Source organism: Streptomyces sp. NPDC045678 (genome assembly GCF_056432085.1).
Window position 1 is genome coordinate 122,924 of sequence record NZ_JBWKJS010000015.1, and the last position, 25,648, is coordinate 148,571.

At 71.9% G+C, this 25,648-nt stretch carries 27 protein-coding genes; 11 read left to right on the forward strand and 16 right to left on the reverse strand.

Translation table 11 applies throughout. The features are described from left to right. Positions 1–116: 116 nt before the first annotated feature. Positions 117–1,142: a DNA topoisomerase IB gene (locus AC07DO_RS38300; RefSeq protein WP_479066856.1), complete on the reverse strand. Its 1,026-nt coding sequence runs from the start codon at positions 1,140–1,142 to the stop codon at positions 117–119. Between the two features lie 223 nt (positions 1,143–1,365). Between AC07DO_RS38300 and AC07DO_RS38305 the strand changes: the two genes are divergently transcribed. Continuing rightward, positions 1,366–3,897: an ATP-dependent Clp protease ATP-binding subunit gene (locus tag AC07DO_RS38305; protein WP_479066857.1), complete on the forward strand. Its 2,532-nt coding sequence runs from the start codon at positions 1,366–1,368 to the stop codon at positions 3,895–3,897. 13 nt (positions 3,898–3,910) lie between these two features. Here AC07DO_RS38305 and AC07DO_RS38310 read toward each other — a convergent pair whose 3' ends face one another. The 6 genes from AC07DO_RS38310 to AC07DO_RS38335 all read right to left on the reverse strand — a co-directional run bounded on the left by AC07DO_RS38310 (position 3,911) and on the right by AC07DO_RS38335 (position 10,617). After that, on the reverse strand, positions 3,911–4,264 hold the full coding sequence (locus tag AC07DO_RS38310; RefSeq protein WP_479066860.1) for a DUF6479 family protein: 354 nt from the start codon (positions 4,262–4,264) through the stop codon (positions 3,911–3,913). A gap of 57 nt (positions 4,265–4,321) precedes the next feature. After that, positions 4,322–5,524, reverse strand: a complete 1,203-nt coding sequence (locus AC07DO_RS38315) for a metallophosphoesterase (RefSeq protein WP_479066862.1) — start codon at positions 5,522–5,524, stop codon at positions 4,322–4,324. A gap of 108 nt (positions 5,525–5,632) precedes the next feature. Further along, the gene (locus AC07DO_RS38320; RefSeq protein WP_479066864.1) at positions 5,633–7,534 is read right to left on the reverse strand and encodes an ABC transporter ATP-binding protein; all 1,902 of its coding nucleotides are present in this window, start codon (positions 7,532–7,534) and stop codon (positions 5,633–5,635) included. Positions 7,535–7,652: 118 nt separating this feature from the next. Beyond that, positions 7,653–8,510, reverse strand: a complete 858-nt coding sequence (locus AC07DO_RS38325) for a GNAT family N-acetyltransferase (RefSeq protein ID WP_479066866.1) — start codon at positions 8,508–8,510, stop codon at positions 7,653–7,655. Positions 8,511–8,582: 72 nt separating this feature from the next. Continuing rightward, positions 8,583–9,854 (reverse strand): CynX/NimT family MFS transporter, encoded by a 1,272-nt coding sequence (locus AC07DO_RS38330; protein ID WP_479066868.1) that lies wholly within the window; start codon positions 9,852–9,854, stop codon positions 8,583–8,585. After that, positions 9,847–10,617: a FadR/GntR family transcriptional regulator gene (locus AC07DO_RS38335; protein ID WP_479066870.1), complete on the reverse strand. Its 771-nt coding sequence runs from the start codon at positions 10,615–10,617 to the stop codon at positions 9,847–9,849. The genes AC07DO_RS38330 and AC07DO_RS38335 overlap by 8 nt, the downstream gene beginning before the upstream one ends. A gap of 243 nt (positions 10,618–10,860) precedes the next feature. On the opposite strand from AC07DO_RS38335, the gene AC07DO_RS38340 reads away from it, so the two are divergent. Beyond that, on the forward strand, positions 10,861–11,751 hold the full coding sequence (locus AC07DO_RS38340; RefSeq protein WP_479066872.1) for a glycoside hydrolase family 19 protein: 891 nt from the start codon (positions 10,861–10,863) through the stop codon (positions 11,749–11,751). Between the two features lie 84 nt (positions 11,752–11,835). Here the strand turns inward: AC07DO_RS38340 and AC07DO_RS38345 are convergent, their stop codons facing one another. Next, positions 11,836–12,414 carry a TetR/AcrR family transcriptional regulator gene (locus AC07DO_RS38345; RefSeq protein ID WP_479066874.1) on the reverse strand — a complete coding sequence of 193 codons (579 nt, stop codon included), beginning with the start codon at positions 12,412–12,414 and terminating at the stop codon, positions 11,836–11,838. A 150-nt stretch (positions 12,415–12,564) separates the two neighbouring features. Here AC07DO_RS38345 and AC07DO_RS38350 point away from each other — a divergent pair, with 150 nt between their 5' ends. The 3 genes from AC07DO_RS38350 (at position 12,565) to AC07DO_RS38360 (ending at position 15,124) form a co-directional block, all read left to right on the forward strand. Next, positions 12,565–13,041 carry a nuclear transport factor 2 family protein gene (locus tag AC07DO_RS38350; RefSeq protein ID WP_479066876.1) on the forward strand — a complete coding sequence of 159 codons (477 nt, stop codon included), beginning with the start codon at positions 12,565–12,567 and terminating at the stop codon, positions 13,039–13,041. A gap of 139 nt (positions 13,042–13,180) precedes the next feature. Next, positions 13,181–13,597, forward strand: a complete 417-nt coding sequence (locus tag AC07DO_RS38355) for a CBS domain-containing protein (protein WP_479066878.1) — start codon at positions 13,181–13,183, stop codon at positions 13,595–13,597. 135 nt (positions 13,598–13,732) lie between these two features. Then, positions 13,733–15,124 carry an NADP-dependent succinic semialdehyde dehydrogenase gene (locus tag AC07DO_RS38360; RefSeq protein ID WP_479066880.1) on the forward strand — a complete coding sequence of 464 codons (1,392 nt, stop codon included), beginning with the start codon at positions 13,733–13,735 and terminating at the stop codon, positions 15,122–15,124. 69 nt (positions 15,125–15,193) lie between these two features. On the opposite strand, the gene AC07DO_RS38365 is transcribed toward AC07DO_RS38360, so the two are convergent. Further along, positions 15,194–15,421 (reverse strand): DUF5133 domain-containing protein, encoded by a 228-nt coding sequence (locus tag AC07DO_RS38365; protein WP_479066882.1) that lies wholly within the window; start codon positions 15,419–15,421, stop codon positions 15,194–15,196. A 135-nt stretch (positions 15,422–15,556) separates the two neighbouring features. Here AC07DO_RS38365 and AC07DO_RS38370 point away from each other — a divergent pair, with 135 nt between their 5' ends. The 4 genes from AC07DO_RS38370 (at position 15,557) to AC07DO_RS38385 (ending at position 18,337) form a co-directional block, all read left to right on the forward strand. Continuing rightward, the gene (locus AC07DO_RS38370) at positions 15,557–16,054 is read left to right on the forward strand and encodes a DUF6328 family protein (protein ID WP_479066884.1); all 498 of its coding nucleotides are present in this window, start codon (positions 15,557–15,559) and stop codon (positions 16,052–16,054) included. A 267-nt stretch (positions 16,055–16,321) separates the two neighbouring features. After that, positions 16,322–17,020, forward strand: a complete 699-nt coding sequence (locus AC07DO_RS38375) for a HemK2/MTQ2 family protein methyltransferase (RefSeq protein WP_479066961.1) — start codon at positions 16,322–16,324, stop codon at positions 17,018–17,020. Next, on the forward strand, positions 17,004–17,255 hold the full coding sequence (locus AC07DO_RS38380) for a CDGSH iron-sulfur domain-containing protein (RefSeq protein WP_479066886.1): 252 nt from the start codon (positions 17,004–17,006) through the stop codon (positions 17,253–17,255). The genes AC07DO_RS38375 and AC07DO_RS38380 overlap by 17 nt, the downstream gene beginning before the upstream one ends. Beyond that, complete coding sequence (locus tag AC07DO_RS38385; RefSeq protein WP_479066888.1) at positions 17,252–18,337, forward strand: iron-containing redox enzyme family protein; 1,086 nt, start codon at positions 17,252–17,254, stop codon at positions 18,335–18,337. The genes AC07DO_RS38380 and AC07DO_RS38385 overlap by 4 nt, the downstream gene beginning before the upstream one ends. A 3-nt stretch (positions 18,338–18,340) precedes the next feature. On the opposite strand, the gene AC07DO_RS38390 is transcribed toward AC07DO_RS38385, so the two are convergent. From AC07DO_RS38390 to AC07DO_RS38405, 4 genes are all read right to left on the reverse strand, one after another. Next, positions 18,341–19,027 (reverse strand): DUF6766 family protein, encoded by a 687-nt coding sequence (locus tag AC07DO_RS38390; RefSeq protein WP_479066890.1) that lies wholly within the window; start codon positions 19,025–19,027, stop codon positions 18,341–18,343. 103 nt (positions 19,028–19,130) lie between these two features. Then, complete coding sequence (locus AC07DO_RS38395; RefSeq protein WP_479066891.1) at positions 19,131–19,541, reverse strand: hypothetical protein; 411 nt, start codon at positions 19,539–19,541, stop codon at positions 19,131–19,133. A 121-nt stretch (positions 19,542–19,662) separates the two neighbouring features. Continuing rightward, positions 19,663–20,085 (reverse strand): hypothetical protein, encoded by a 423-nt coding sequence (locus AC07DO_RS38400; RefSeq protein WP_479066893.1) that lies wholly within the window; start codon positions 20,083–20,085, stop codon positions 19,663–19,665. Next, entirely contained in the window at positions 20,082–21,047 is a 966-nt protein-coding gene (locus AC07DO_RS38405; RefSeq protein ID WP_479066895.1) for an LLM class F420-dependent oxidoreductase, read from the reverse strand. The genes AC07DO_RS38400 and AC07DO_RS38405 overlap by 4 nt, the downstream gene beginning before the upstream one ends. A gap of 180 nt (positions 21,048–21,227) precedes the next feature. On the opposite strand from AC07DO_RS38405, the gene AC07DO_RS38410 reads away from it, so the two are divergent. Further along, positions 21,228–22,364 carry a glutamate--cysteine ligase gene (locus tag AC07DO_RS38410; protein WP_479066897.1) on the forward strand — a complete coding sequence of 379 codons (1,137 nt, stop codon included), beginning with the start codon at positions 21,228–21,230 and terminating at the stop codon, positions 22,362–22,364. Positions 22,365–22,515: 151 nt separating this feature from the next. Further along, positions 22,516–23,655 (forward strand): aminotransferase class V-fold PLP-dependent enzyme, encoded by a 1,140-nt coding sequence (locus AC07DO_RS38415; RefSeq protein ID WP_479066899.1) that lies wholly within the window; start codon positions 22,516–22,518, stop codon positions 23,653–23,655. A gap of 27 nt (positions 23,656–23,682) precedes the next feature. Here AC07DO_RS38415 and AC07DO_RS38420 read toward each other — a convergent pair whose 3' ends face one another. From AC07DO_RS38420 to AC07DO_RS38430, 3 genes are read right to left on the reverse strand one after another with little or no spacing between them, the layout of a single operon-like run. Next, positions 23,683–24,234 carry a YciI family protein gene (locus AC07DO_RS38420; RefSeq protein ID WP_479066900.1) on the reverse strand — a complete coding sequence of 184 codons (552 nt, stop codon included), beginning with the start codon at positions 24,232–24,234 and terminating at the stop codon, positions 23,683–23,685. Between the two features lie 12 nt (positions 24,235–24,246). Next, entirely contained in the window at positions 24,247–24,891 is a 645-nt protein-coding gene (locus AC07DO_RS38425; protein ID WP_479066902.1) for a GNAT family N-acetyltransferase, read from the reverse strand. 51 nt (positions 24,892–24,942) lie between these two features. After that, positions 24,943–25,302 (reverse strand): hypothetical protein, encoded by a 360-nt coding sequence (locus AC07DO_RS38430; RefSeq protein ID WP_150174904.1) that lies wholly within the window; start codon positions 25,300–25,302, stop codon positions 24,943–24,945. Positions 25,303–25,648: the final 346 nt, after the last annotated feature.

Genomic DNA, 25,648 nt, shown 5'->3' on the forward strand with positions numbered 1-25,648 from the left:
CCCCCGGCCCCACCCCCGGTCCCACCCCCCACCCCCCCCCCCCCCCCCCCCCCCCCCCCCACCCCCCAACCCCCCCCCCCCCCCCCCCCCCCCCCCTCCCCCCCGCTGCGGAGAACTCACGTCAGCAACCGCAACACCGCCTCCTCGACGGCCCCTTGGGTCGCAGGACGGCCGAACGTGGCGCCGTCGCCCAGCCGGTCGAGGGCGTCGGCGATCGTGCGGCCCTCTTCGAAGAGCTCGATGACGCGCGGGTTGATGTACGAGGCACGGCAGACGGCGGGTGTGTTGTGGAGGTACTCGCTGACCTCGCGGACCGCCCGGGCGACGGCACGCTTTCGTGCCGCCTTCGACTCGTCGGCGACCTGCGCCGACACCGCGAGGGCGACCGCCGCGAGGACGGTGCCGTGCCAGACGCGGAAGTCCTTCGCGGTGATGTCGGTTCCCGCGCGGTCCCGCAGGTAGTCGTTGAGGTCGGCGGCCTGCAGCTCGTGCCAGGCCCCGCCCTGCCAGTAGGTGAACAGCCGCGGGTCCGCGCTGTCGCGGCGCAGCAGGGCGCGCAGGACCTTGCAGGCGGGCGGGTCGACGAGCGCGCGCGTCAGCGTCTTGGAGAACTTCGCCGGATACGTCACGGAGACCTCGCCGCGCCGGCAGGTGACGTGCTCCTTCAGCAGGGTCGTCAGTCCGTAGGTGCCGTTGTCCCGCCGGTAGGACTCGTTGCCGATGCGGAAGAAGCCGAGGTCGAGCAGGCGGGCGGCGCAGGCCTGCACGCGTTCGCGGCTGAGGCCGCGGCCCGCGAGGTCCTCCGCCACGTGGGCGCGCACCTCGGGGAGTGCGGCGGCGACCTCCAGGACGTGCTCGTGCTTGGCCGCCTCCTGCCGCTCGCGGAACAGCGGGTGGTAGAGGTACTGGCGCCTGCCCGCGGCGTCGGTGCCGACGGCCTGCAGGTGTCCGTTGGGCCAGGGGCAGATCCAGACGTCCCGCCAGGCCGGTGGGATGACGAGCCCTCGCAGGCGCTCCTTCTCCGCGGGATCGGTGACGGGGCGTCCCGAGGCATCCGTATAGCGGAATCCGCGTCCTGAACGGACGCGGGTGATCCCGGGCCCGTCGATGTGGCTCGTGCGCAGTCGCCGCTTCTCACCCATGTCCCAGGAGTGCCCCCAAAGCGTGGTGGAAGACCTCGGAACAGCCCGTTCGGCCGAGTGCGCCGCGGGCACGCCGGTCCGTCTCGGGCGACGATCGGAGAGCGGAGCGGCGATCCGGGGTGCCAAGAGTGACAGGGGTGACGACTGGGCACCCGGAGCGGCGGACAGGACACGATCAGGCACGAGGCTGTCCCGGTGGACCGGGACGTCGGAACGGACGGCTATGAGCAGCGGTTTCATCGGATCCGAGGGATTCGGGCAGGACCCCTTCGGAGCGCTCTTCGCGCGGTTCCTCGGCAGCGGGCGACGGCAGGTCGACATCGGCAGGCTCATGAGTGGTACCGCACGGGAGCTGGTGGCCGCGGCGGCCTCGTACGCGGCGGAGCACGGCAAGAGCAACCTCGACACGGAGCATCTGCTGCGGGCGGCGCTGACCATCGAGCCGACCCGCGCTCTGGTCGCGCGTTCGGGGGCCGATCCCGAGCAGATCGCCGAGGAGATCGACCGGCACTCCGCCGAGACGGAGGGTGCCGTGCCCACCCAGGCGGTCGCGCTCACCCCGGCCGTCAAGCGGGCGCTGCTCGACGCGCACGAGGTGGCGAGGGCGGTCGGCGCCGGGTACATCGGACCCGAGCACATCGTCATGGCGCTGGCCGCCAACCCCGACTCGGCGGCGGGGCACATCCTCAACGCGGCCCGTTTCGACCCCGGCCCTGCCCCGCAGCAGCCGCAGGGCAGGATGGGACCCGCCGAACAGCGGCAGAACGGTGGTGGCGGCACGGCCACGCCGACCCTCGACCAGTTCGGGCGGGATCTGACCGCGCGGGCCGCGGAGGGCGGTGTGGACCCGGTCATCGGCCGTGAGGAGGAGATCGAGCAGACCATCGAGGTGCTCTCCCGGCGCGGCAAGAACAATCCGGTGCTCATCGGTGACGCGGGCGTCGGCAAGACCGCGGTCGTGGAGGGTCTGGCCCAGCGGATCGCCGACGGCGACGTACCGGAGACCCTCGCGGACCGCCGCGTCATCGCGCTGGACCTGTCGGGCGTGGTGGCGGGCACCCGCTACCGCGGAGACTTCGAGGAGCGGCTGAACGGCATCATCGAGGAGGTGCGCGCCCACTCGGACGAGGTGATCGTCTTCATCGACGAGCTGCACACCGTGGTCGGGGCAGGCGGCGGGGGTTCCGAGGGCGGGTCGATGGACGCGGGCAACATGCTCAAGCCCGCGCTCGCCCGGGGTGAACTGCACGTCATCGGGGCGACCACGCTGGAGGAGTACCGGCGGTACATCGAGAAGGACGCGGCGCTCGCCCGCCGCTTCCAGCCGATCCTGGTCGCCGAGCCGACGGCCGCGGACGCGGTGGAGATCCTGCGCGGCCTGCGCGACCGCTACGAGGCGCACCATCAGGTGCGCTACTCCGACGAGGCGCTGCTCGCCGCCGTGGAGTTGTCCGACCGCTATCTGACGGAGCGGTTCCTGCCGGACAAGGCGATCGACCTGATGGACCAGGCGGGGGCGCGGGTGCGGCTGCGGGCCAGCACGAAGGGCACGGACGTGCGGGCGCTGGAGCGCGAGATGGAGCAGCTCGCCCGGGACAAGGACCAGGCGGTGGCTGCGGAGCAGTACGAGCGCGCGACGGAGCTGCGGGACCGCGTCTCCGACCTGGCCCGCAGGATCGAGGAGGGGCGCAGCCGTGCGCCGGGTGACGGACGGATCGTCGAGGTGGACTCCGAGGACATCGCCGAGGTGGTGTCCCGGCAGACGGGAATTCCGGTCAGCACCCTCACGCAGGAGGAGCGGGACCGGCTGCTCGGCCTGGAGGAGCACCTGCACGAGCGGGTCGTCGGGCAGGAGGAGGCGGTCAGCGCCGTGGCGGAGGCGATTCTGCGCTCGCGCTCGGGTCTGTCGAGTCCCGACCGGCCCATCGGGAGTTTCCTCTTCCTCGGCCCCACGGGCGTCGGCAAGACGGAACTGGCGCGGGCGCTGGCCGAGGCGCTGTTCGGCAGTGAGGAGCGGATGGTCCGTCTCGACATGAGCGAGTTCCAGGAGCGGCACACCGTCAGCAGGCTCGTCGGGGCGCCGCCCGGGTACGTGGGGCACGAGGAGGCGGGACAGCTCACCGAGGCCGTACGCCGTCACCCGTACTCGCTGCTGCTGCTCGACGAGGTGGAGAAGGCACACCCCGACGTCTTCAACACCCTGCTCCAGGTCCTGGACGACGGGCGGCTGACCGATGCCCAGGGCCGGACGGTGAACTTCACCAACACCGTCATCGTGATGACGAGCAACCTGGGCTCGGAGGCGCTCACGGGGCGCGGCGCGACTCTCGGGTTCCGGGCCGACGGCTCGGAGGCCGACGAGGAGGCGCGGCGCGAGCAGGTGCTGCGGCCGCTGCGTGAGCACTTCAGGCCCGAGTTCCTCAATCGCATCGACGAGATCGTCATCTTCCGTCGGCTGACGGGCGAGCAGCTGAGGCAGGTCACGGATCTGCTCCTCGAGGAGACCCGGCGCAGGCTGCGCGCGCAGGACGTCGCCATCGAGTTCACGACGGAGGCGGTGGACTGGCTGGCCCGGAAGGGCCATCAGCCGGAGTACGGTGCCAGGCCGCTGCGTCGCACGATCCAGCGCGAGGTCGACAACCGGCTCTCCCGGCTGCTCCTGGACGGCGGGCTCACCGCGGGCGGCCGGGTCACGGTGGAGGTCGTGGACGACGCGCTGGACATGCGGGTCACGTCGGGTGCGGCGGCGGGGTGACGGCTGCGCGGACTCAGCCGAGTCCGCCGCTGCCGAAGCTGCCGCTGTTGCCCTTCCTGTGGTCGTCCGGATCCTGCGAGTCGGCGGGGTGCGTGCTGGACCTGCCGTATCCGTTGTGGAGCTCGTGCGGCAGGAGGCGGCGGCCGTCGTGCGGCATCTCGTCCGGCTCGCGGTACTCGCGTTCCTCCCTCGCCGGTCCGTCGTACGGCCGTTTCGGCTGCTCCTCGGGGCTCACCGTCCGCGTTTCGCGCGCTTGGGCGCGCCGGCCCCAGAAGAAGGCGGCCAGGAGCACGCCGGCCACGACGACGCCGGCGATCCACATCAGCAGGGCCGCGGTATGGCTGACAGCCAGTTCCATTGGTTCCATACAGGAGGTGTACCCGCCCAGCTCGAAACGTAGCTCGAATCGCCCCTTTAGCGGCTTTTACCCCACCGGTGCGGCCGTGCGCATGCGGTGCGCGAGGCGTGCCGTGCGGGTGGCGACGTCCACCGTGTACGCCTCGACGGTCATCGTCCGCTCGGACACCTTCAGGACCATGAAGCCGTGGTCGGAGAAGTTCTGCCAGGCGGAGGGGTGGCCGAAGTGCGCCTTGCCGTCGCCCGCCTTGCCCGCGGCCCCGCAGACGATCTGGCGGGTGCCGCCGGTGCGGGCGGTCGGCTCCAGGATCTGCAGCGTGTGGTCGTGCCCGGAGAGGATCAGGTCGGCGCGGCCGCACACCACCTCCTCGTACAGCTCCTTGAGGTGGATGCCGCTGGTGTAGTTGCCGATCACGAAGCCGTCGTACGATCCGGCGCTGCCGTGCTTGCCGTTGTTGAGGTACGGGTGGTGGCCGAGCACGATCTTCCAGCGGGCCCGCGACGCCTTGAGGGCGCCGTCCAGCCAGTCGCGCTGCTCCCGCATGTAGGGGCCGTTCCACCGGTAGTGCGGGTCCGTTTGCGCGACGTACGACGAGACGGGGTTGGTGTCGATGGCGAAGAACTCGACCACCGGGTCGCTCCCGTCGCCGGACCGCGCGGGCAGGGCGACGTTGTAGTAGCGGCCGGGCATGTACCAGCGGCGGGAGCCCTGGGCGTAGGCGACCTCTCGGTCGCCGCGGGACGGGTCGCCGCCGCTGCCGGGGATCAGTCCCGAGCAGTCGTGGTTGCCGAGGACCATCAGCCACGGCATGTCCAGACCGGAGTTGGGGTCCTCGAACTTGGTGCGGAACTCCGAGTCGTCGGCGGACTCGGGGCCGTTCTCGTAGATGTTGTCGCCGAGGCCGACCGCGAGGCCGATGCCCTCGGCGCGGCACACCTCGCGGGCCGCGGCGGCCACCGCGTGCTGGGCCTCCTCGCCCGTACCGGCGTCCCCGGTGAGGAGCACCGCGTACTCGCCGGCGCGGTTCGGTCCTGTCGGCAGGGGGAACTTGCCGGCGCGGGCGGCGGCCGCGGCGGGCCGCGCGCCGCCCTGGAGGGCGGTCAGCGCCGCCGCCCCCGCCATCACACCGCCCAGCACGGTCCGGCGCCGCGGCGCCCGCATCTCCCGGACCCGCTCCCCCACCGGCCCTTCGGCCAGGGCCGGTTCGGCCCGCAGCCACTGGTCCTCGGTCAGGTCCGCGCTCGGCGGTATCAGCTCGTCATCGCACATGGAGGGTTTCTCTCACGGGGAGGCGGGCTGATGGTGGGGAACCGATGAACTCCTGGTGGACGAATGGACACGGGTGATCGTTTACGGGGTGCCGGCCCCGTTGGCGCCTCAGGCCGCCTCCACCACGTCCGACGGGTCCACCGTCCCCGGGCCCTTGGCGAACTGCGTCCGGTACAGCTCCGCGTACCGCCCGTCCAGGGCGAGGAGTTCGTCGTGCGTCCCGCGTTCGACGATCTGTCCGGCCTCGACGACAAGGATCTGGTCGGCGGACCGCACCGTGGACAGCCGGTGGGCGATCACCACGGCGGTGCGTCCTTCGAGCGCCTCCGCCAGGGCTTCCTGGACCGCGGCCTCGGAGGTGTTGTCGAGGTGCGCCGTCGCCTCGTCGAGGATGACGACCCGCTGCCCCGCGAGGAGCAGCCGCGCGATGGTCATCCGCTGGCGCTCGCCGCCGGAGAGGCGGTACCCGCGCTCGCCGACGACCGTGTCCAGACCGTCGGGCAGGGAGCGTACGAGGTCTTCGAGGCGGGACCGGCGCAGTACGTCCCACAGCTCGTCCTCGCTCGCGCCGGGCCGGGCGAGGAGCAGGTTGTCGCGGACGGACTCGTGGAACAGGTGGCCGTCCTGCGTGACCATGCCCAGCGTGGCCCGCATGGACTCGGCGGACAGGTCCCGGACGTCGACGCCGCCGATCCGCACGACACCCTCGTCGGTGTCGTACAGGCGCGGCAGCAGCTGCGCGATGGTCGACTTGCCCGCTCCGGAGGAGCCGACGAGGGCGACGGTCTGTCCGGGCTCGGCGCGGAAGGAGAGGCCGTGCAGGACTTCGTCACCGCCGCGGGTGTCGAGCGAGGCGACCTCTTCGAGGGAGGCGAGGGAGACCTTGTCGGCGGCGGGGTAGCCGAACCGGACGTCGTCGAACTCGATGGCGACGGGTCCTTCGGGCACCGGCACCGCGTCCTTCTTCTCCTCGATGAGGGGCTTCAGGTCGAGCACCTCGAAGACCCGCTCGAAGCTGACGAGCGCGCTCATCACCTCGACCCGCGCGCCGGCCAATGAGGTCAGCGGCGCGTAGAGCCGGGTGAGCAGCAGCGCGAGCGAGACGACTGCGCCCGGCTTCAGCGACCCTTCCAGCGCGAAGTACCCGCCGAGGCCGTACACGAGCGCCAGCGCGAGCGCCGACACCAGGGTGAGGGCGGTGATGAACGCGGACTGCGCCATGGCGGTGCGTACGCCGATGTCCCGGACCCGGTGGGCCCGCGCGGCGAACTCCGCCGACTCGTCACCGGGCCGCCCGAACAGTTTGATGAGGGTGGCGCCGGGCGCCGAGAAGCGCTCCGTCATGCGGGTGCCCATGGCGGCGTTGTGGTGCGCGGCCTCGCGCTGGAGCCTGGCCATGCGCGTCCCCATGCGGCGTGCGGGGACGACGAAGATCGGCAGCAGCACCAGCGCGAGCAGGGTGATCTGCCAAGAGAGGGTCATCATGACGACGAGGGTCAGGAGCAGCGTCACCACGTTCCCGACGACGCCGGACAGCGTGTTGCTGAACGCCCGCTGCGCGCCGACCACGTCGTTGTTGAGGCGGCTGACCAGCGCACCCGTGCGGGTGCGGGTGAAGAACGCGACGGGCATGCGCTGGACGTGGTCGAAGACGGCGGTGCGCAGATCAAGGATGAGTCCCTCGCCGAGGTTCGCCGACAGCCATCGGCTCAGCAGTCCGAGACCGGCCTCGGCAAGCGCGATCCCGGCGATGAGCAAGGCGTAGCGCACCACGGTCGAGGAGTCGGAGCCCGATACGATGGCGGTCACAACGTTGCCCGCCAGTACGGGAGTTGCCACGGCGAGCAGTGCGGTGAGGATGCTCAACAGCACGAACTGCCAGATACGTCGGCGGTGGGGCCGCGCGAAGGTACCGATGCGGCGCAAGGTGGCCCGGGCGAACGGGCGGCGGTCCTGCTGGGCGTTCATGACGCTGTACATCTGCGTCCACGCGGTCGTTTCCATGCTCATACGGGAAGGTTAGAACCTCAACTAAACTTGAGGTCAACTCCCTGGAGCCCCGAAGCGGTGTTCGCACGCACCCGCACGCACGCACCCGCAGACCCACCGCCCCTCCCCCGCGTCGCGGCTAGCCGAGTTCCAGCGACGTGATGCCGAAGACCCGGTCCTCCGCGTACCCCCTGATCGGACCCGTGTACATGCGGGCCGTCTCGAAGGCGGGCTTCATGCCGCGCGCCTCGGCGAGCGCCACGGCCTCCGGGTTGGAGTCGGGCACGTCCAGCGCGATGGGGGCGCCGTCGGCCTCGGCGGCCAGCGCGTCCAGGAGCGCTTCGGCGTCGGCCCGGGTGTCCGCGAAGAGGGGCCCCACGCGGCGGGTGTCGCGGCCGTGGCGGAGCACTCCGTACCCGGTCAGGCGGCCGCCGACGATACGGGCGAGGGCGCGGTGGCCCGGAGCGGCGAGCCAGGACTCGAGGAAGCGGGGCCGGTCGGCGGGCAGGCACGCGCTGTCGTACGCCAGGAGGGCCCGCAGGCCCGCGGCCTCGACAGGGCGTACGTGCCGGTCGGGCACGTCGACCACGGGCAGCGGGCCGATGTGGCGCAGCGTTCCGTGCCGCGGCTCGAAGCCGGAGCGGCGGTAGTTGTCCTGCTGGTCCGGCACGCCGTCCAGACCCACGACCCTGCCCTCGGCGTGCGCGAGCCCCGCCCGCCAGGTGGCGAGGCCCAGGCCGCGGCCCCGCCGGTCGGGGCGGACCAGGTAGTGGCCGAGGAAGGCGTAGTCGTCCCCGTAGTTGACCACGGAGATCGCGGAGACGGGTTCGCCGTCCAAGCGGCCCAGGAAGAACCCTTCCGGGTCCTGCGCGTGGAAGGAGGGGGCGTCGGCGAGGCCGGGGTTCCAGCCCTCGTCCGCCGCCCACTCCGTCACCACGCGCCAGTCGTCGGGCGTCGCCCGTGAGATCACGAGCCGCCCGGGGGCCGAGTCCGTCATCGTTACACCCTTCTCGATCCGACACGGTGGGCCGTGGAGAACCGCACCGGGTGCATCCTGCCCGAGCGGACGTCAGCCGATGCCCGCCACATGACGGTCGCGCGCGGCGCCGAGTCCGGCCACGACCTGCGGGACCAGCAGGACGAGCAGCAGCACGAGCGGCACGGTCCAGCTGTGCGCGACGTCGTGGACGGCGCCGAGGAGGGTGGGTCCGGTGGCGGCGAGGATGTAGCCGAAGCACTGGGACATGCTGGAGAGCTGCGCCGCGTGCCGTGCGTCGGGCGCCCGCTGCACGATGAACAGCAGCGCCAGGCTGATGGCCGCGCCCTGGCCGAGGCCGAGCAGCGTCATCCAGAGGTAGGCGCCGCCGACCGGTGCGGTGAGCAGACCCGCGTAACCGAGCGCGCAGAGAACGGCGCCCAGTGCGGCGAGCGCGCCCGGGCGCAGCCTGCCGCCGACGACCACCGGCGCGAGGAAGGAGCCCGCGATGCCGAGCAGTGAGGAGAAGGAGAGCATCCAGCCCGCGTCGCCCGGGGCCATTCCGGCGTCCTGGAACACGGTCGGCAACCAGGCGGCGGCCGCGTAGTAGTTGAGGGACTGCAGGCCCATGTACGCGGTGACCTGCCAGGCGAGCGGGGAGCGCCACAGACCGCGCACGGGGTGGGCGGCCTGCCGTGCCGCCGCCGCGCCCACACGGGTGCGCGAGCGCAGCTGCGGCAGCCACACGAGCAGCGCCACGACCGCGAGCGCACCCCAACAGGCCAGGGTGGTGCGCCAGTTCATGCCGCTGGCCTGCTGTACGGGCAGCGTGACACCGGCCGCGAGCGCGGCGCCGCCGAACAGCGACATCGAGTACAGACCCGTCATCAGGCCCGCCTTCGCCGGGAAGTCGCGCTTGATGAGACCCGGCAGCAGGACGTTGGCCACGGCTATGCCGGCGCCGATGACGACGGTGCCGGCGAAGAGCGCGACGACCGAGTCGAGCAGACGCAGGGCCGTGCCCGCGCAGATCAGGACCATGGTGCCGAACAGCGAACGCTCCATGCCGAAGCGGCGGCCGAGGCGGGGCGCGACGGGCGCGAGCAGGCCGAAGCAGAGCAGCGGCAGCGCGGTGAGCAGGCTGGTCGCGGCGGCCGACATGCCGCTGTCGTCGCGGATGGTGTCGGCGAGCGGGGAGACGGCGACGAGGGCGGGGCGCAGGTTGAGGGCGAGCAGGATGACGCCGAGGGCGAGGTGGAGCGCGTGGCGTCCGGCCGCGGGGGGCGCGGCGGGAGCGGGGTCCTGCGACGCCCCGGTGGTGCCGGCGGGTGCGGCCTCGGCGGTCGCCGGTGCTGCCTCACTCATGATGTGCTGCTCCTGATTCGTTGCTGTGGGGGGCGTCGGCGGGGGCGTGCGCGTCGGTGTCGGGGCCGGTCTGCGGGTGTTCGCGCAGGGCGGCCATGCCCTCGTTGAGGTGGGCGAGCACCGCGGCCTCCGCGGCTTCGGCGTCCCGCGCCTCGATGGCGTCGACGATCGCCTCGTGGCCTTCGAGCTGGTGGCGTACGGAGTCCGGGACGGGGGCGCCGATGACGGACTGGACCGTGGAGCGCAGGGCGTCGCTGAGGTGCCCGTACAGCTCGGCGAGGACGCTGTTGTGGGCCGCGTCGGCGACCGTGCGGTGGAAGGCCATGTCCGCGTCGACGAACGCGTCGGTGTTTCCGCTCTCCCACGCCAGACTGCGCTCCGCGAGCGCGGCGCGCAGCGTGGCGAGGTCCTCCTCCGTACGGCGCTCGGCGGCGTACCGGGCGGCGTCGCGCTCCAGGGAGGCACGGACTTCGTACGCCTCCAGGACGCCGGCGCGGCGCAGCCTGCGCTGCACGGCCGCGCCGAAGTCGCTGTCCGCCCGCACATAGGTGCCGTCGCCCTGGCGGGGCTCCAGCATGCCGGTGTGCACGAGGGCGCGCACCGCTTCCCGCACGGTGTTGCGGCCCACGGCGAGCTGCTCGACGAGGAGCGGCTCGGCCGGGATCTTTTCGCCGACCTGCCACTCGCCGTCGCCGATGAGGCTCTCCATCTGGGCGATGACGAGGTCGACGAGGTTGGTCCGGGCGGCGCTGCGCAGCGGCATCGGTCGGCCTTCTCTCCTGGGCGGGGACACACATAGGAACATCCCATGTTTAGAGACATCGGAACACCCCATGTTTCGGGCTGTCAAACGCGTCACCCGCACGCCGGGCGACCCGCCGGTCGAATCTTTTACCCGTCGAGTTTGGTCTAGACCTTGACAGGTTCAGACCATTTTCGCTTGAGTCACGGCATCCCCATCGACGGCGCGGCCCCCGCAAACCGCGCCGCCACAAGGAGAGTTGGCATGATCAGACGCCTCACCAGCTTCGCCGCCGCGCTCGCCGCGCTCGGCGCGATGATCGTCCTGGGCCCGGCCGCGACCTCCGCGTCCGCCGCCGAGTGCGCCGCACCCTGGAGCTCCTCGTCCGTCTACACGGGCGGCAAGTCCGCCTCGTACAACGGGCACAACTGGACCGCCAAGTGGTGGACCCAGAACGAGGCCCCCGGCCGTTCCGACGTCTGGGCCGACCAGGGCACCTGCGGCGGCGGTACCGACCCGGGCAACCCCGACCCGTCGGGCTTCGTCGTCAGCGAGTCCCAGTTCAACCAGATGTTCCCGAGCCGGAACTCGTTCTACACGTACAAGGGCCTGACCGACGCCCTCAAGTCCTACCCGGCCTTCGCGAACACCGGCAGCGACACCGTGAAGCGCCAGGAGGCGGCGGCGTTCCTCGCCAACGTCAGCCATGAGACAGGCGGCCTGAAGTACGTCGTCGAGCAGAACCAGAGCAACTACCCGCACTACTGCGACAAGACCCAGCCCTACGGCTGCCCCGCGGGGCAGGCCGCCTACTACGGCCGCGGCCCGATCCAGCTCAGCTGGAACTTCAACTACAAGGCCGCGGGCGACGCACTCGGCATCGACCTGCTCAACAACCCCTACCTGGTCGAGCAGAACCCGGCCATCGCCTGGCAGACGGGCCTCTGGTACTGGAACACGCAGAGCGGCCCCGGCACCATGACCCCGCACAACGCCATGGTCAACGGCGCCGGGTTCGGCGAGACCATCCGCGCCATCAACGGCACCCTGGAGTGCAACGGCGGCAACCCCGCCCAGGTCCAGAGCCGCATCGACCGCTACAAGTCCTTCACCCAGATCCTGGGCACCACACCGGGCTCCAACCTGAGCTGCTGACGCCCTCCGTGTGCGGCACCCCCTCCGGTGCCGCACGCACCCCCGCCGCCGGGCGGGCGCAACCCTCCGCGCCCGCCCGGCACTTCACTCGGGGACCCGCGCCCTGGACGCGGCCAGCAACTGGGCCGCTCCGTAACGGGCCTGTCGGGCCGGTTCGGGCGAGCCGGAGATCGCGGCGGCCGTCATGGCCCCTTCCGCGAGCAGGACGAGGGGGCCGACGGCGGATTCCGGCACCCCCGCGGCCGCCGCCAGCCCGGCCACGTACTCCCGGAAGGCGGCCTTGTGCGCGCGGACGGCCTCGGCGACGCCGGGGTCCACGGCGCCGAGTTCGCCGAAGGAGTTGACGAAGGCACAGCCCCGGAAGTCGGGCTCGTCGAACCACGTGTACAGCCAGTCGTAGACCGCGAGGACGCGCCCCTCACCGCCGTCCGTCCCGTGCACCTCGTCGACGTGCGCCGCCAGCCGTCCGCGCCAGCGCCGGTCCCGGCGCTCCAGACAGGCCCGGACCAGCTCCGACTTGGACGGGAACAGGCGGTAGAGCCGCTTGAGCGAGACGCCCGACGCGGTGCGGACCTGGTCCATGCCGACCGCCTGGATGCCGCGCTCGTAGAAGAGCCGCTCGGCGGCGTCGAGCAGGCGGGCCTCCGCTTCCGCGTGTTCCATGGGACTCCCCGCCAGGTAGAGAACGTACGTTCTCCCACCGTACTACGGGCCTCGGCACTCCTGCACCGTTGCGCGAGAACGCACGTTCTCCTATCGTGACGCCCCTGCCCGGAGAACGCTCGTTCTCCCTATCGTCGCAAGGAGCGCGCCATGACCGCCGACGCCGTCCGACCGCCCGTACCGCCCTTCACGCGGGAGACCGCCATCGAGAAGGTCCGCCTCGCCGAGGACGGCTGGAACACCCGCGATCCCCGGAAGGTGGCCCTCGCCTACAGCGAGGACTCGCGCTGGCGCAACCGCGCGGAGTTCGTCACCGGACGCGAAGCCATCGTCGGCTTCCTGGCCCGCAAGTGGGACCGCGAGCTCGACTACCGGCTCATCAAGGAGCTGTGGGCGCACGACGGCCACCGCATCGCGGTGCGCTTCGCCTACGAGTGGCACGACGACTCCGGCCACTGGTACCGCTCGTACGGCAACGAGAACTGGGAGTTCGACGCGAACGGCCTGATGCACACCCGCCACGCCTGCATCAACGACGTGCCGATCCGGGAGAGCGACCGCCTCTGCCACTGGCCGCTCGGGCGCCGCCCCGACGACCACCCCGGCCTCACCGACCTCGGCCTCTGAGCCGGCGGGACCTTTCCCTCACGCGGTGGGCGGCCCGTGTGTTTCCCCCGCTCGCAGTGGGCACCCGGTCGGCGACAGCGGCTCGGCCCGGAGAACGGTCCCGAGGCCGGGCCGTCCACCCACCGGCAAGGAGGCCCACATGACCACCGCACGCGACATCATGACGCCCGGCGCGGAGTGCGCCGGTGCCGAGGAGACCATCTTGCAGGCGGCCGCCAAGCTGACCGAACTGAACGTCGGGGCGCTGCCTATCTGCGGGACCGACAACAGGCTCAAGGGCGTCCTCACCGACCGCGACATCGTCGTCAAGGTCCTCGGGCAGGGCAAGGACCCCTCGAAGGTCCTCGTGGGTGAGCTCGCGCAGGGCGAGGCCGTGACCATCGGCGCGGACGACAGCGTCGACGAGCTCTTCGCGACCCTGACCGCGCACAAGGTGCGGCGGCTGCCCGTGATCGACGGCCACGCCCTGGTGGGCATGGTCGCGCTCGCCGACGCCGCCCGCGCGCTGAGCGACCCCAAGACGGGGCAGCTCCTGGAAGCCCTCAGCACGGACTGACCGTCCGGCCGCTCCGGCATGCCCCCGTACTCATGTCGGCCTACGGTGGAGATCCCGGGGACGCGTGGCGCGGACCCGGGCCGCCGTAGGCCGCCCACAAGTCTCCCGCCCCCCGTGTTCCCGAGGAGGAGCCGCATGCCCATCGCCACGGTCGACCCGGCCACCGGCGAGACCCTCGAAACCTTCGAGGCTCTCCCCAGCGACGAGATCGAACGCCGTCTGGCGACCGCCGAATCCGCCTACGCCCGCCACCGCGTCAGCGACTTCGCCGAGCGCGCACGCCTGCTCAACCGCGCCGCCGACCTGCTGGAGCAGGACGCGGCGGACGTCGCCCGCACCATGACGACCGAGATGGGCAAACCGGTGAAAGCCGCCGAGGCCGAGGCCGCCAAGTGCGTGAAGGCCATGCGCTGGTACGCCGAGCACGCCGAGGGCCTGCTCGCGGACGAGCACCCCGCACAGCGGGACGTGAGCGACTCGGGTGCTTCACGGGCCATCGTGCGCTACCGCCCGCTCGGCGTCGTCCTGGCCGTGATGCCGTGGAACTTCCCGCTCTGGCAGGTCGTCCGCTTCGCCGCCCCGGCCCTCATGGCGGGCAACGTCGCCCTGCTCAAGCACGCCTCCAACGTGCCGAGGACCGCGCTCTACCTCCAGGACCTGTTCACGCGCGCCGGCTACCCGGAGGGCTGCTTCCAGACGCTGCTGATCGGCTCCGGCGCCGTCGAGGACATCCTGCGCGACCGGCGGGTGGCCGCGGCGACCCTCACCGGCAGCGAGCCCGCGGGGCGCTCGGTGGCGTCCGTCGCGGGCGACGAGATCAAGAAGACCGTTCTGGAGCTGGGCGGCAGCGACCCGTACCTCGTGCTGCCGAGCGCCGACGTCGAGCGCGCGGCGGCGACGGCGGTCACCGCCCGGGTGCAGAACAACGGGCAGTCCTGCATCGCCGCGAAACGCTTCATCGTGCACACCGACGTCTACGACGCCTTCCGGGAGCGGTTCGTCGCCGGGATGCGCGAGCTGACCGTCGGCGACCCGATGGACGAGGGCACCGATGTGGGTCCGCTCGCCACCGAGCAGGGCCGCGACGACCTGGAGGAGCTCGTCGAGGACGCGCTGGGCAAGGGCGCCACGGCGCTGTGCGGCGGGCAGCGGCCCAAGGAGCAGGAGCGGGGCTGGTACTACTCCCCCACGGTCCTCGCCGACGTCACCCCGCAGATGCGGATCCACCGCGAGGAGGCGTTCGGACCGGTGGCCACGCTGTACCGCGTCGCGGATCTGGACGAGGCCGTGCGGCTCGCCAACGACACGCCGTTCGGGCTGAGTTCCAATGTGTGGACCCGGGACGACGCCGATGTCGAGCGGTGCGTACGGGATCTGGAGGCGGGCGGCGTGTTCTTCAACGGCATGACCGCTTCCCACCCCGGGCTGCCCTTCGGTGGCGTCAAGCGTTCCGGTTACGGCCGTGAGCTGTCGGGCCACGGCATCCGCGAGTTCTGCAACGCGACGACGGTCTGGCACGGCGCGTAGAACGTACGCGTAGAGACGTATGCGCGTACGGGGTGATGAATCCGGGGCCCCCGTGGGGGCCCCGGATTCCTATGCCGACAGCAGCGAGTCGTCCATGGTCCTGGCGCCCGGCAGCCGGTGCCCCGCCGCGACGACCGCGGCGTCGATGTCGCTGGTGCCGGTGGCCAGGCACAGGCTGTAGGCGACGTCCTCGTACGCCTGGCGGCTCTCCGCACTGCCCTGGTCCGCACGGAGCAGGGCCAGAGTCTTGTAGCGCTCCAGCAGGTCTTCCAGGACGGCGGGGTGCGCCAGCAGCATGGAGAGCCTCCATCGGGTCGTGTACGAGTGCGTTCTGCGTCCCGTCTGCCCGCCCGCGGAAACTCAAATCACGACTCGAAGCACAAGAAGCACTTCCGTTTGTCGTCCCGGCGGTTCGTCGTCAGACTCAATGTTGTGGACACGTCGAACAGCAAGGCCACGCACAACGACCGCCGCGAGACCGAGAGCGAGCGTGCCGACCGCCGGTGGGCCGAGCTGATCCAGGAGGTGCGGGTCGCGCAGACCGGCGTGCAGATCCTCTTCGGCTTCCTCCTGACGGTCGTCTTCACCCCCAGGTTCGCCGAGCTCGGTGACACCGACCGGACGATCTACGTGGTGACCGTGATCCTCGGCTCGACGGCGACGGGCGCCCTCATCGGACCGGTGTCGTTCCACCGCATCGTCGCGGGGCGCAGGATCAAGCCGCACGCGGTGGTGTGGGCGTCCCGGCTGACGCTCGCCGGACTGATCCTCCTGCTCGGCACCCTGACGGCGGCGCTGCTCCTCGTGCTGCGCGTCGCGACCGACAACACCGTGGTGCCGTGGCTGGTGGCCGGCGTCGTCGCCTGGTACCTGCTGTGCTGGTTCGTGCTGCCCGCGTGGGCGCGGCACAAGCACACGTCCGTGGACTGAACCGGCTCCGGCACGGATGCGGCCCGGCGTGCGCCCCGGGCACGGATCAGGTGTGGATCACGGTGCCCGGGGCACTCAGGGTCAGAACCAGAGCAGGCAGCAAATTCGTCTCGTTCACGTCAAGTCACCATGAGTCATGCTTTGGCTCACTTTGAGTCATCTTTCGGGTGGTGGCCGAAGGTGAACGGGCGGAATGTGGGAGGAGGAACCCCTAGTGGAGTTCCCGCCGACGGGAGATGCCACATGACCACGCACACGCGGACACCCATGCCCACCTCGGCACGCACGAGACGCGCGGCCCGGCCGGCACGCCGGCCCCGTCTGATCACTCTGCCCGGCGTGTACGCACCGCAGTACGACACCGAACTGCTCGCCCGCAACCTGCGCCGCGAGCGCATCGACGAGGGCACGTCCGTACTGGACCTGGGCACCGGCTCCGGGGCGCTCGCCGTCGCGGCTGCGCGGCAGGGAGCTCGCGTGACCGCCCTCGACATCTCCCGGCGGGCGGTCCTGACCGCCCGCGTCAACGCCCGGCTCGCCCGGCAGTCGGTCACCGTCCGCCGCGGCGACATGACGCGCGGGGTGCCGGCGGGCCCGTACGACTTCGTGATCAGCAACCCGCCCTACGTGCCCTCTCCTTCCGCGCTGCTCCCCCGGCGCGGCGCGGCGCGCGCGTGGGACGCGGGGCCCGCGGGGCGCGCGGTCGTGGACCGTGTCTGCGACGCGGCGCCGGGTGCCCTGCGTCCCGGTGGTGTTCTCCTGATGGTGCACTCCGCGCTGAGCGGCGTGGACGCCACGCTCGAACGGCTGGCGGACCGGGGCATGAAAGCGGCGGTCGCCGACCGGGAGTTCGTCCCGTTCGGGCCCGTGATGCGCTCGCGCGAGTCGTGGCTGCGCCACCGCAACCTGATCGAGGACGGCGAGCGCTGCGAGGAGTTGGTGGTGATCCGTGCCGAACTCCCCTGAACGCCCCCGCCGCGTGACGGTCGATCGCGACGGGCCGCTCCTGGTGGAGGGCCCGGTGGAGGTGGTCGGCGACGACGGGACCGTCTCCGTCTCGTCGCGGTTCACCGTGGCGATCTGCACCTGCCGCCGCAGCCGTACGTACCCGTGGTGCGACACGAGCCACCGGCGGCGGGTGAAACAGCACGAGGACAGGGCGACACCATCGGACACCGAGAACCCGGAGGCATCTTCATGACGGCCCCCGCGCAGACGCGCACCACGGAGGCACACCCCGCCGCCCCCGAATCGCGCCACCGCAGCCCCGAGCTCCCCTCCCCGCGCGGCGACCTCTCCCGCGCGGTCATCGCCGCCCTCAGGGACGGTGCCCCCGCGCCCGGGCCGAGGGACGCGCAGGACACCGACGCCTACGGTGACGACCTCCAGCTCACCCTCTACGTCCTCTACGAACTCCACTACCAGGGGTTCGCCGAGGTCGCCGACGACAGGGAATGGGACCCGGCCCTGCTGGCCCTGCGGCACGTCCTGGAGCGGCGGTTCCTGGACGCCCTGCACACCGACGTGCCGCCGAGCGATGACGCCGAAGGGGCGCTGGCCGCACTGCTCGTGGAGCCGGTCGGGCACGACGGGACGAGCGTCAGCCACCATCTGCAGCGCGACGGCGAGACGTGGCAGCTCAGGGAGTACGCGGCGCTGCGCTCGCTGTACCACCTCAAGGAGGCCGACCCGCACGCCTGGGTCATCCCGCGGCTGCACGGCCGGGCGAAGGCCGCGATGGTGGCCATCGAGTACGACGAGTTCGGCGCGGGCCGTGCCGAGGACATCCACGCCCGGCTCTTCGCCGACCTCATGGCCGACCTCGGGCTCGACACGTCCTACGGCCACTACGTGGACGCCGCTCCGGCCGAGGTCCTCGCGACCGTGAACCTGATGTCCCTGTTCGGCCTGCACCGCGCCCACCGCGGTGCGCTGGTCGGGCACTTCGCCTGGGTCGAGGTGACGTCGTCGCCCGGCTCGCGGCGGCTGGCCGCGGCTCTGCGCAAGGTCGGCGCGGGCGCGGCGGCGCAGCGCTTCTACGACGAGCACGTGGAGGCGGACGCCGTGCACGAGCAGGTGGTCCGGCGGGACGTCGTCGGCGGTCTCCTCGCGGCCGAACCCGGCCTGAAGGCGGATGTCGCCTTCGGCGTCCGTGCCACGGGGTTCCTGGAGGACCGCCTCGGCGCGCGACTGCTGCGGGCGTGGCGACAGGGGCGGAGCGCCCTGCTCGTCCCGCTCCCCGACGCGCCCGGCGCAGCCGCCGGCCGAGAAGCCCGTGGCTGAGCGTCAGCCGCCCTCGACGCCGGTCGCGGTGTGCGGCGACCCGACCGGCTTCGACTCCGGAGATCCGCGCTGGCGCAGATAGACGGAGAAGACGGCCATGCAGCCCACGGCGAGGAGCTCGGACTGCCAGTTCTGCAGGGTGCGGCTCCAGAAGTCGGCGGCGCCGAGGTACTCGAACCAGCTGATGGGCGCCTGGAGTTCGCGCAGGTGCTGCTCGTTGTACGCGGCGGTGCCGGTGACGGACTGGGCCAGCCAGGAGAGCAGGAACAGCGTGCACATGAGGATGCCGAGCGACCGGGAGTACCAGGCCTGGCGTACGCCCCCGACCGCCGCCCAGCGCGGTGAGTCCGGCTTCGCGTGCGGCCCGGCCTTCTGGTCCTCGTCGGACTCCGTGCCCGCCTTGTGGAGCTCCTTGGACTCGGGGGAACCGCGCTGGAGGAGCCACACCGTGCCGAAGATGTAGAGGAAGAACTGCAAGTACTCGGACTGCCAGTTCTCCATCACGTCCACGGCGAAGTCGGAGGACAGCAGATAGCCGCCGAAGCTCATCGGGGCCAGCTCCTCCGCGACGAGCTGGTTGTTGAAGTCGGCATGCCCCGCGACCGCCTGCCCGGCCAGGGACAGGAGGAAGCCCACGCCGAAGACGAGGCTCAGACTGTTCTCGCGCAGAAAACGAAGGAACCTCTTCATCACTGGTTCAGCCCCTTCACCGCTGGATCAGCCCGAGCACCGTGCAGTAGGTCAGCCCCGCGGCGACCATCACCAGATACACCGTGAACATCGTCCGCACGGGTCAACTCCCCTTGATCTGACACTGATACGGCTTCTCGGGGCGTGGGGTGCAGCCCGCGGCCGTGATCTTCCAGCCGTCCGGGAAGGACGAGAGGAAGAGGGTGTCGCGGTCGGTGACGACGCGGGCCTGGCGCCCGTACACGTCGACGTGCCGCACCCCCGTCGACAGCGGGATCCGTGCTTCCGGCAGGGCCTTCGCGCAGGGCTGTTCGGCGGACTGCTCCAGTTCGTCGAGAGTGCCGGGGGCGAGCGCCGCGCATCCGCGCGCGGCGTCCGGGGCGCGCAGGCCGGCCTCGAAGCGGGCGGCGGCACGGGCCGCGGCGTCCTCGCGCGCGTCGACGCCACCGCCGCCGCAGCCGCCGAGGGCGCAGCCCAGCAGTGTCACGGCGACGCCCAGCCTTGTTGCGCGCACCAGTGCCGTACTCCTTCGCCGTCCCGTCGGAACACGGGTCCTTCGACCATGCCGCACCCCGTCACACCGTGCGGAAGGTCCGGATCCGACACGCGGACGTACACCCGATCGGGGCAACCGCTCAGTCGTTCCCGGGCGGCGCCCCCCGGTCGGGGCCGGTCAGGCGCAGTTGCACCTCGACCTCCTGGTCCCCGGAGACCGTGGCCACGTCCGTCACGACGAAGGCCGACGCGAGCGCCGCGCGGAGCCGGGACACCGCGACAGGACCGCCCTGCAGGTCCGCGGTGACCGAGCCCGCGAGCAGCACGCCCGGTACGGAACCCGGACTGTGGTCCGCGAGGAAACCGCCGGTCCAGACCTCGGGGGACGTCTCCCCGGTCCGGCCCGGCGCGTCGGACCCGCGGTCGGAGGAGAAGTGTTCACGCAGCACGTTGAACACGGTGTCGGCGTCGGCCGGGGAGCACTCGCCGAGAACCACCTGCACCAGGTCCGCGGACGGGGGGTGCAGGGACTCGGGGTGTTCGCCGACGGCCCGGCCCGTCACAGCTCCCGCAGCGCGGGCAGGAGCTTCTTCTCGGCCCACTCGATGAAGGGGCGCTGCTGGTCGCCGCCCACCTGGACGAGGGCGATCTCCGTGAAGCCCGCCTCGGCGAAGGGGCGTACGGCCTCGACGAAGTCATCGACATCGTCGCCGCACGGAATCTGCTTCGCCATGTCCTCCTGGGTGACGAACTGCGTGGCGCCCGCGAACCCCGACGGCCCCGGCAGCTCGGAGTTGACGGGCCAGCCGCCGACCGACCAGCGGAACTGGTCGTGGGCGCGGGCGATCGCCGAGTCCTTGTCGGTGTCGTAGCACACGGGCAGCTGCCCCACCCGGGGCTTGCCACGACCCCCGTGCTTGTCGAACGACTCGATGAGCCCGGCCTTGGGCTCGGTCGCGATGACGAGGTCGGCGTAGCGTCCGGCGAGCGCGCAGGACCGCTCGCCGGAGACGGCGATGCCGATGGGCGGCAGCTCGTCGGGCACGTCCCACAGCTTGGCGTTGGCCACGTCGAAGTGGGTGCCTTCGTGGTTCACGTTGTCGCCGGTGAAGAGCGCACGGATGATCTCGACGGCTTCTTCGAGCATCTCGATGCGGACGCGGGCGGAGGGCCACCCCGCGCCGACGACGTGCTCGTTGAGGTTCTCGCCCGAGCCGAGCCCCAGCCGGAAGCGGCCCTCGGAGAGCAGCTGCATCGTCGCGGCCTTCTGCGCCACGACGGCGGGGTGGTAGCGGACCGTCGGGCAGGTCACGTACGTCATGAGGGGGATGCGCGAGGTCGCCTGCGCGGCCGCGCCGAGCACGCTCCACGCGTACGGGGAGTGCCCCTGCGACTCCAGCCAGGGGAAATAGTGGTCGGAGGTGACGGAGAAGTCGAAGCCTGCCCGCTCCGCCGCGACGAGGTCGTCGACGAGCGCGCGCGGACCGGCCTGCTCGGTCATCATTGTGTAGCCGATTTGCACCATAAATGATCGGTTTGCCGAACGGCCCTCGATGAAACCTCCGGCGACCCGCAGCTCCACCGTACGGCTGCGGATCCGGTCCGGGGGTACAGGGGTCTCACTGCCCCGGACGGAGTGTCCACGGGGCTACGGAAGAAACGCGGCAAGAGGCCGCGATGCGACATGGAAGAGAGGCGGTCTCCTTTGCGCACCGTAGGAGTGGAGGAGGAACTCCTCCTGGTCGACCGAGAGAGCGGTGAGCCCCGCGCCCTGTCCTCGGCCGTCCTGGCCAGGGCGGCCAGGGACACGGGGGAGAACTCCGGCGCCGAGAAGCAGGCCGACGACTACCGCGAGCCCGAGGAGGAGACCTTCGAGAGGGAACTCCACGGGCAGCAGCTCGAATTCGCCACGCAGCCACGCTCCGACATGACCGACCTCGCGGAGGAAGTGGCCCGCTGGCGCGCGGACGCGGCACGGCACGCAGGTGACGTGGGCGCGGCGGTGGCCGCGCTCGCCACCTCGCCGCTGCCCGTGAGCCCGGCGGTGAACACGGGCCACCGCTTCCAGTGGATGGAGGAGCAGTTCGGCCTGACGACACAGGAGCAGCTGACGTGCGGCTGTCACGTCCATGTGTCGGTCGACTCGGACGAGGAGGGCGTGGCCGTCATCGACCGCATCAGGTCCTGGCTCCCGGTCCTGGTCGCGCTGAGCGCGAACTCGCCCTTCTGGCAGGGCAACGACAGCCAGTACAGCAGCTACCGCAGCAGGGTGTGGGGCCGCTGGCCGATGGCGGGTCCCACCGAGATCTTCGGCTCCGCCGCCCGGTACGAGGAACAGGTCGCGGAGATGACCGCCACGGGCGTCCTGCGCGACCGGGGCATGGTCTACTTCGACGCCCGGCTCTCCCACCGCTACCCCACGGTCGAGATCCGCGTGTCGGACGTCTGCCTCGAGGCCACGTCGACCGTCCTGATCGCGACGCTGGCGCGGGCCCTGGTCGAGACGGCGGCCCGCGACTGGCGCGCGGGCCGGCCGCCGCTCCCCCACGGCGTTGCCCCCCTGCGCCTCGCCACGTGGCGGGCCGCCCGCTCCGGCCTGGACGACACGCTGCTCCACCCGGTCACGATGCGCCCCGCCCCGAGCGGCGAGGTGGTCCACGACCTGCTCGACCACGTCCACGACGCCCTGGAGGACACGGGCGACCTCGACCTGGCCCGCGGAACCGCGGAGGACCTCCTGAAGCACGGGAACGGCGCGCGCGTGCAGCGGGATCTGCTGGAGCGGACGGGCAGTCTGCGGGAGGTGGTGAAGGAATGCGTGCGCCGCACGAGCCCGGTGTGACCGCGCGTACGACGACGACATCACGGAGCGGTGCGGCTGCACCCACGTGACGTATCCGGAGGCCCGGGCAGGCTGAGACCATCGATGGCATGCCCCATACACGTTTCCGCACGGACGTCTCCGCCTGCCGCGCCCACACCCCCGAGGCGCGGTGACCGCGCCCGCCGCCTTCCCCGGCGGCACCGAACTGTTCCGGCTCGGCGCCGAAGTGGCCCACCTCAACCACGGGTCCTTCGGCGCCGTGCCCGTCCCCGTCGCCCGGGTCCACCGGAGCATCGCGGAGGAGGCGGCGGCCGACCCGGACCGCTTCTTCCTCGGCGTCCCCGACCGGCTCGCCGACGCCCGCGGCCGCATCGCGGCCCGCCTCGGCGCCGACCCCGAGGGGGTCGCCCTCGTCACCAACGCCACCGAGGCCGCGGGGCTCGCCCTCGACGCCCTGCGGCTGGCGCCCGACGACGAGGTACTGGTCACCGACCACGGCTACGGCACGGTCGTCGCGGCCGCGGCCCGCCGGGCCAGCGTCGTCACCGTCCCCCTGGACCCGGCGCTCCCCGACGCGGACGCCGTGCGCAAGGCGGTGCTCGCCGGCCTCACCCCGCGTACCCGCGTCGCCCTCCTCGACCACATCAGCTCGCCCACCGCCCGGTTCATCGCCATGCCCGCGCTCCTCGCTGACCTGGCCGAGCGCGGGGTGACCACGGTGGTGGACGGCGCCCACGCCCCGGGCATGCTCGCCGATCCGCTCGCCGGGGCGCCCGACTTCTGGTTCGGGAACCTGCACAAGTGGGGGTACGCGCCGCCGGGCAGCGCGGTGCTCGCGGTGGCCCCCGCACACCGGGACCGGGTGCCCGCGCCCGTGCCGTCCTGGGAGGACGGCCGCGGCTTTCCCCGCTCCGTCGAGTACCGGGCCACCGCCGACTACACGGGCCTGCTCGCCGCGCCCGCGGGCCTCGACCTCATCGCCTCGCTCGGCCCCGACCGCGTCCGCGCCCACAACAGCACCCTCGCCGCGTACGGCGCCGAACTGCTCTCCGGGCTGCCGGGACTCACGCCGCTCCCCACCGACGAACGGCTGGCCATGCGGGCGCTGCGGCTGCCGCCCGGCCTGGCCCGCACCCCGGACGAGGCGGCGTCCCTGCGCGAGGAGATCGCCGCCCGCCTGGGCTTCCGTGTGTTGATCTGGCCCTGGCCGGACGGCGGCGGCATCCGTGTCTGCGGGCAGATCTACAACACACCGGCCGAATACGAGCGTCTCGTGACGGCGCTGCGTCCCCTGCTCGACGGCCGCTGATCCGCCGTCGTCAGCGGCGAGGGCCCCTCATCGCCGCCCGCCGAACTCCCAGTCGTGGACCTCGACGTCGGCGTACGGCTCCGGGGACAGCACGGCGCGCGCCGTCTCCGGGTCCGGGGCCCGCAGCAGCACCGCCGTGCCGAGCCAGGCGGTGCCGTCGTCGGACAGCAGGGGCCCGTACGCGATCAGCTCGTCCTGGTCGTCGGGTGGCGCGGGGAGGCCGGCGGGGCGGCCCGGGCCCAGGCCGAGGACGAGATAGCGGTGGCCTCCGGTACGGCCGCCGGGGAAGTCCCACATGGTGCGGCCCAGCATGTTGCGCCACCGGCGGAGCAGGACGTCGCGGTACACGCCGGCCCGGTGGTTGGGCTCGTCGTGGGCGAAGGCACGGGCGGCGGCGGGGTCCGGCAGGTCGACGATGTGCACGCTGCCGGACGGCGTCTCGCCGTCGTCGGCGAAGGTCGGGCCGCGTGCGATCAGCTGCGCGGCATACCGGTCCATGTACGACCAGTGCTCCTCCCCCAGCTTCTCGCGCAACGGCATCGAGCCGGGCCTGTCGCGGTGGTAGCAGAAGAACTCCATGGCCGGTACTCCTCAGCCCGCGTCGGGTGACTTGAGGAAGACACCGGTGAGCGGTGCCTCCACGGACCAGCCGAGCGACTCGTACAGGCCACGGCCCTCGACCGTCGCGCCGAGCACCCCGCTCCGGGCGCCCGTCCCGACCGCCGCGTTCGCCAGGGCGTTCATGACGGTGCGTCCGAGGCCCTTGCGACGGTGCGCCGCCGCGGTCTCTATGAGGTCGAAGACGACGGCCTCGGCGCCGGAGGACCCTGCGGCCTGGCCGTGGGCGGCGAAGGAGCCGTCCGCGGCCAGGACGAGGGCGCGGATCACGCCGCCCCGGTTCCATGTGCGCAGCCGGTAGCCGGTCGGCAGCTCCGTCGTGGACGTGCGCAGGGTCGTCGACATCAGGAAGCAGGGGTCGTCGAAAGCCCACTCCGGTGTGAGCCAGGGGGCGATGACCTCCGGGGCAGCGAAAACTTTGAGCCAGGTGCCGGGAGCCGTCGTCTTCTCCACGACCCTGCGGATGACGGCCTCGTCCGCGTCGGGCAGGACGTGCCGGGTCACGTGGTGGGGCAGGCCGACGTCGACCGTGTAGCCCCACGGCTCCTCCACCGCGGGTGCGGCCCCGCGCGAGACGACCCAGCCGTCGACCCAGGCCCGCACCGTCGCCGTATCCACTCGACCTCCACACGTAATAGGCGCTGCCCACAGCAGCGCATTACGCGCAGCCTACTCGCCCTCTTCGTGCTCCTCGTTCTCGAAGTGCAGTGCGATCGACCGCAGTACATCCGCGGACGTCACGTCCGTGCGCCCCTCGTCGTGGACTTCGGCGAGCTGTGCGAAGGAGAGGGCGAAGGCGGACGTGATCTGTTCGATCACGGGGCCCAGCTCCTGGCCCACGACCGCCGCCACCTCGATCGGTGTGGCGTCGGCGGGGATTTCGATGGGCGGCAGCATTTCCTCGAGCATGGCGCCCACCGCACCGCTGTTGTCGATCTCGCCGTCCGGGTTCTCGCGAGCCTGTCGGCGCATCTCGAGCGCTTCCGTCAGGATGCCGACGACTCGTTGCATGATCTCGCGCTGCTCCATGCCGGGAAGCCTAGACGCTGTGGATCACAGATGGCCGGTGCGCGACCACGAATGCTCCCGCGGGTCCTTGGTCATCTGGACCCCGAACGATGGACACGACAAGATATCGTTGCCAAGCGGAAGCCAACTGGCTGTTTTTAACAGTCAATTGGCTGAAAACGTATGCCATGGGAAGCACGCAGCAACCGAGGGAAGCCAGGAAGTAATTGATGAGTACGGTGATTCAGGTCGGGCTCCCGATCCGGCCTCGGTCTCGTCGCGCCCACCGGCTCGGCTCCCCGGTGCCGCCCCCTGCCCGGCGGACCCCGAGGGCCGCCCGTCAACCAGCGCGGCCCCTTCCGTAGTT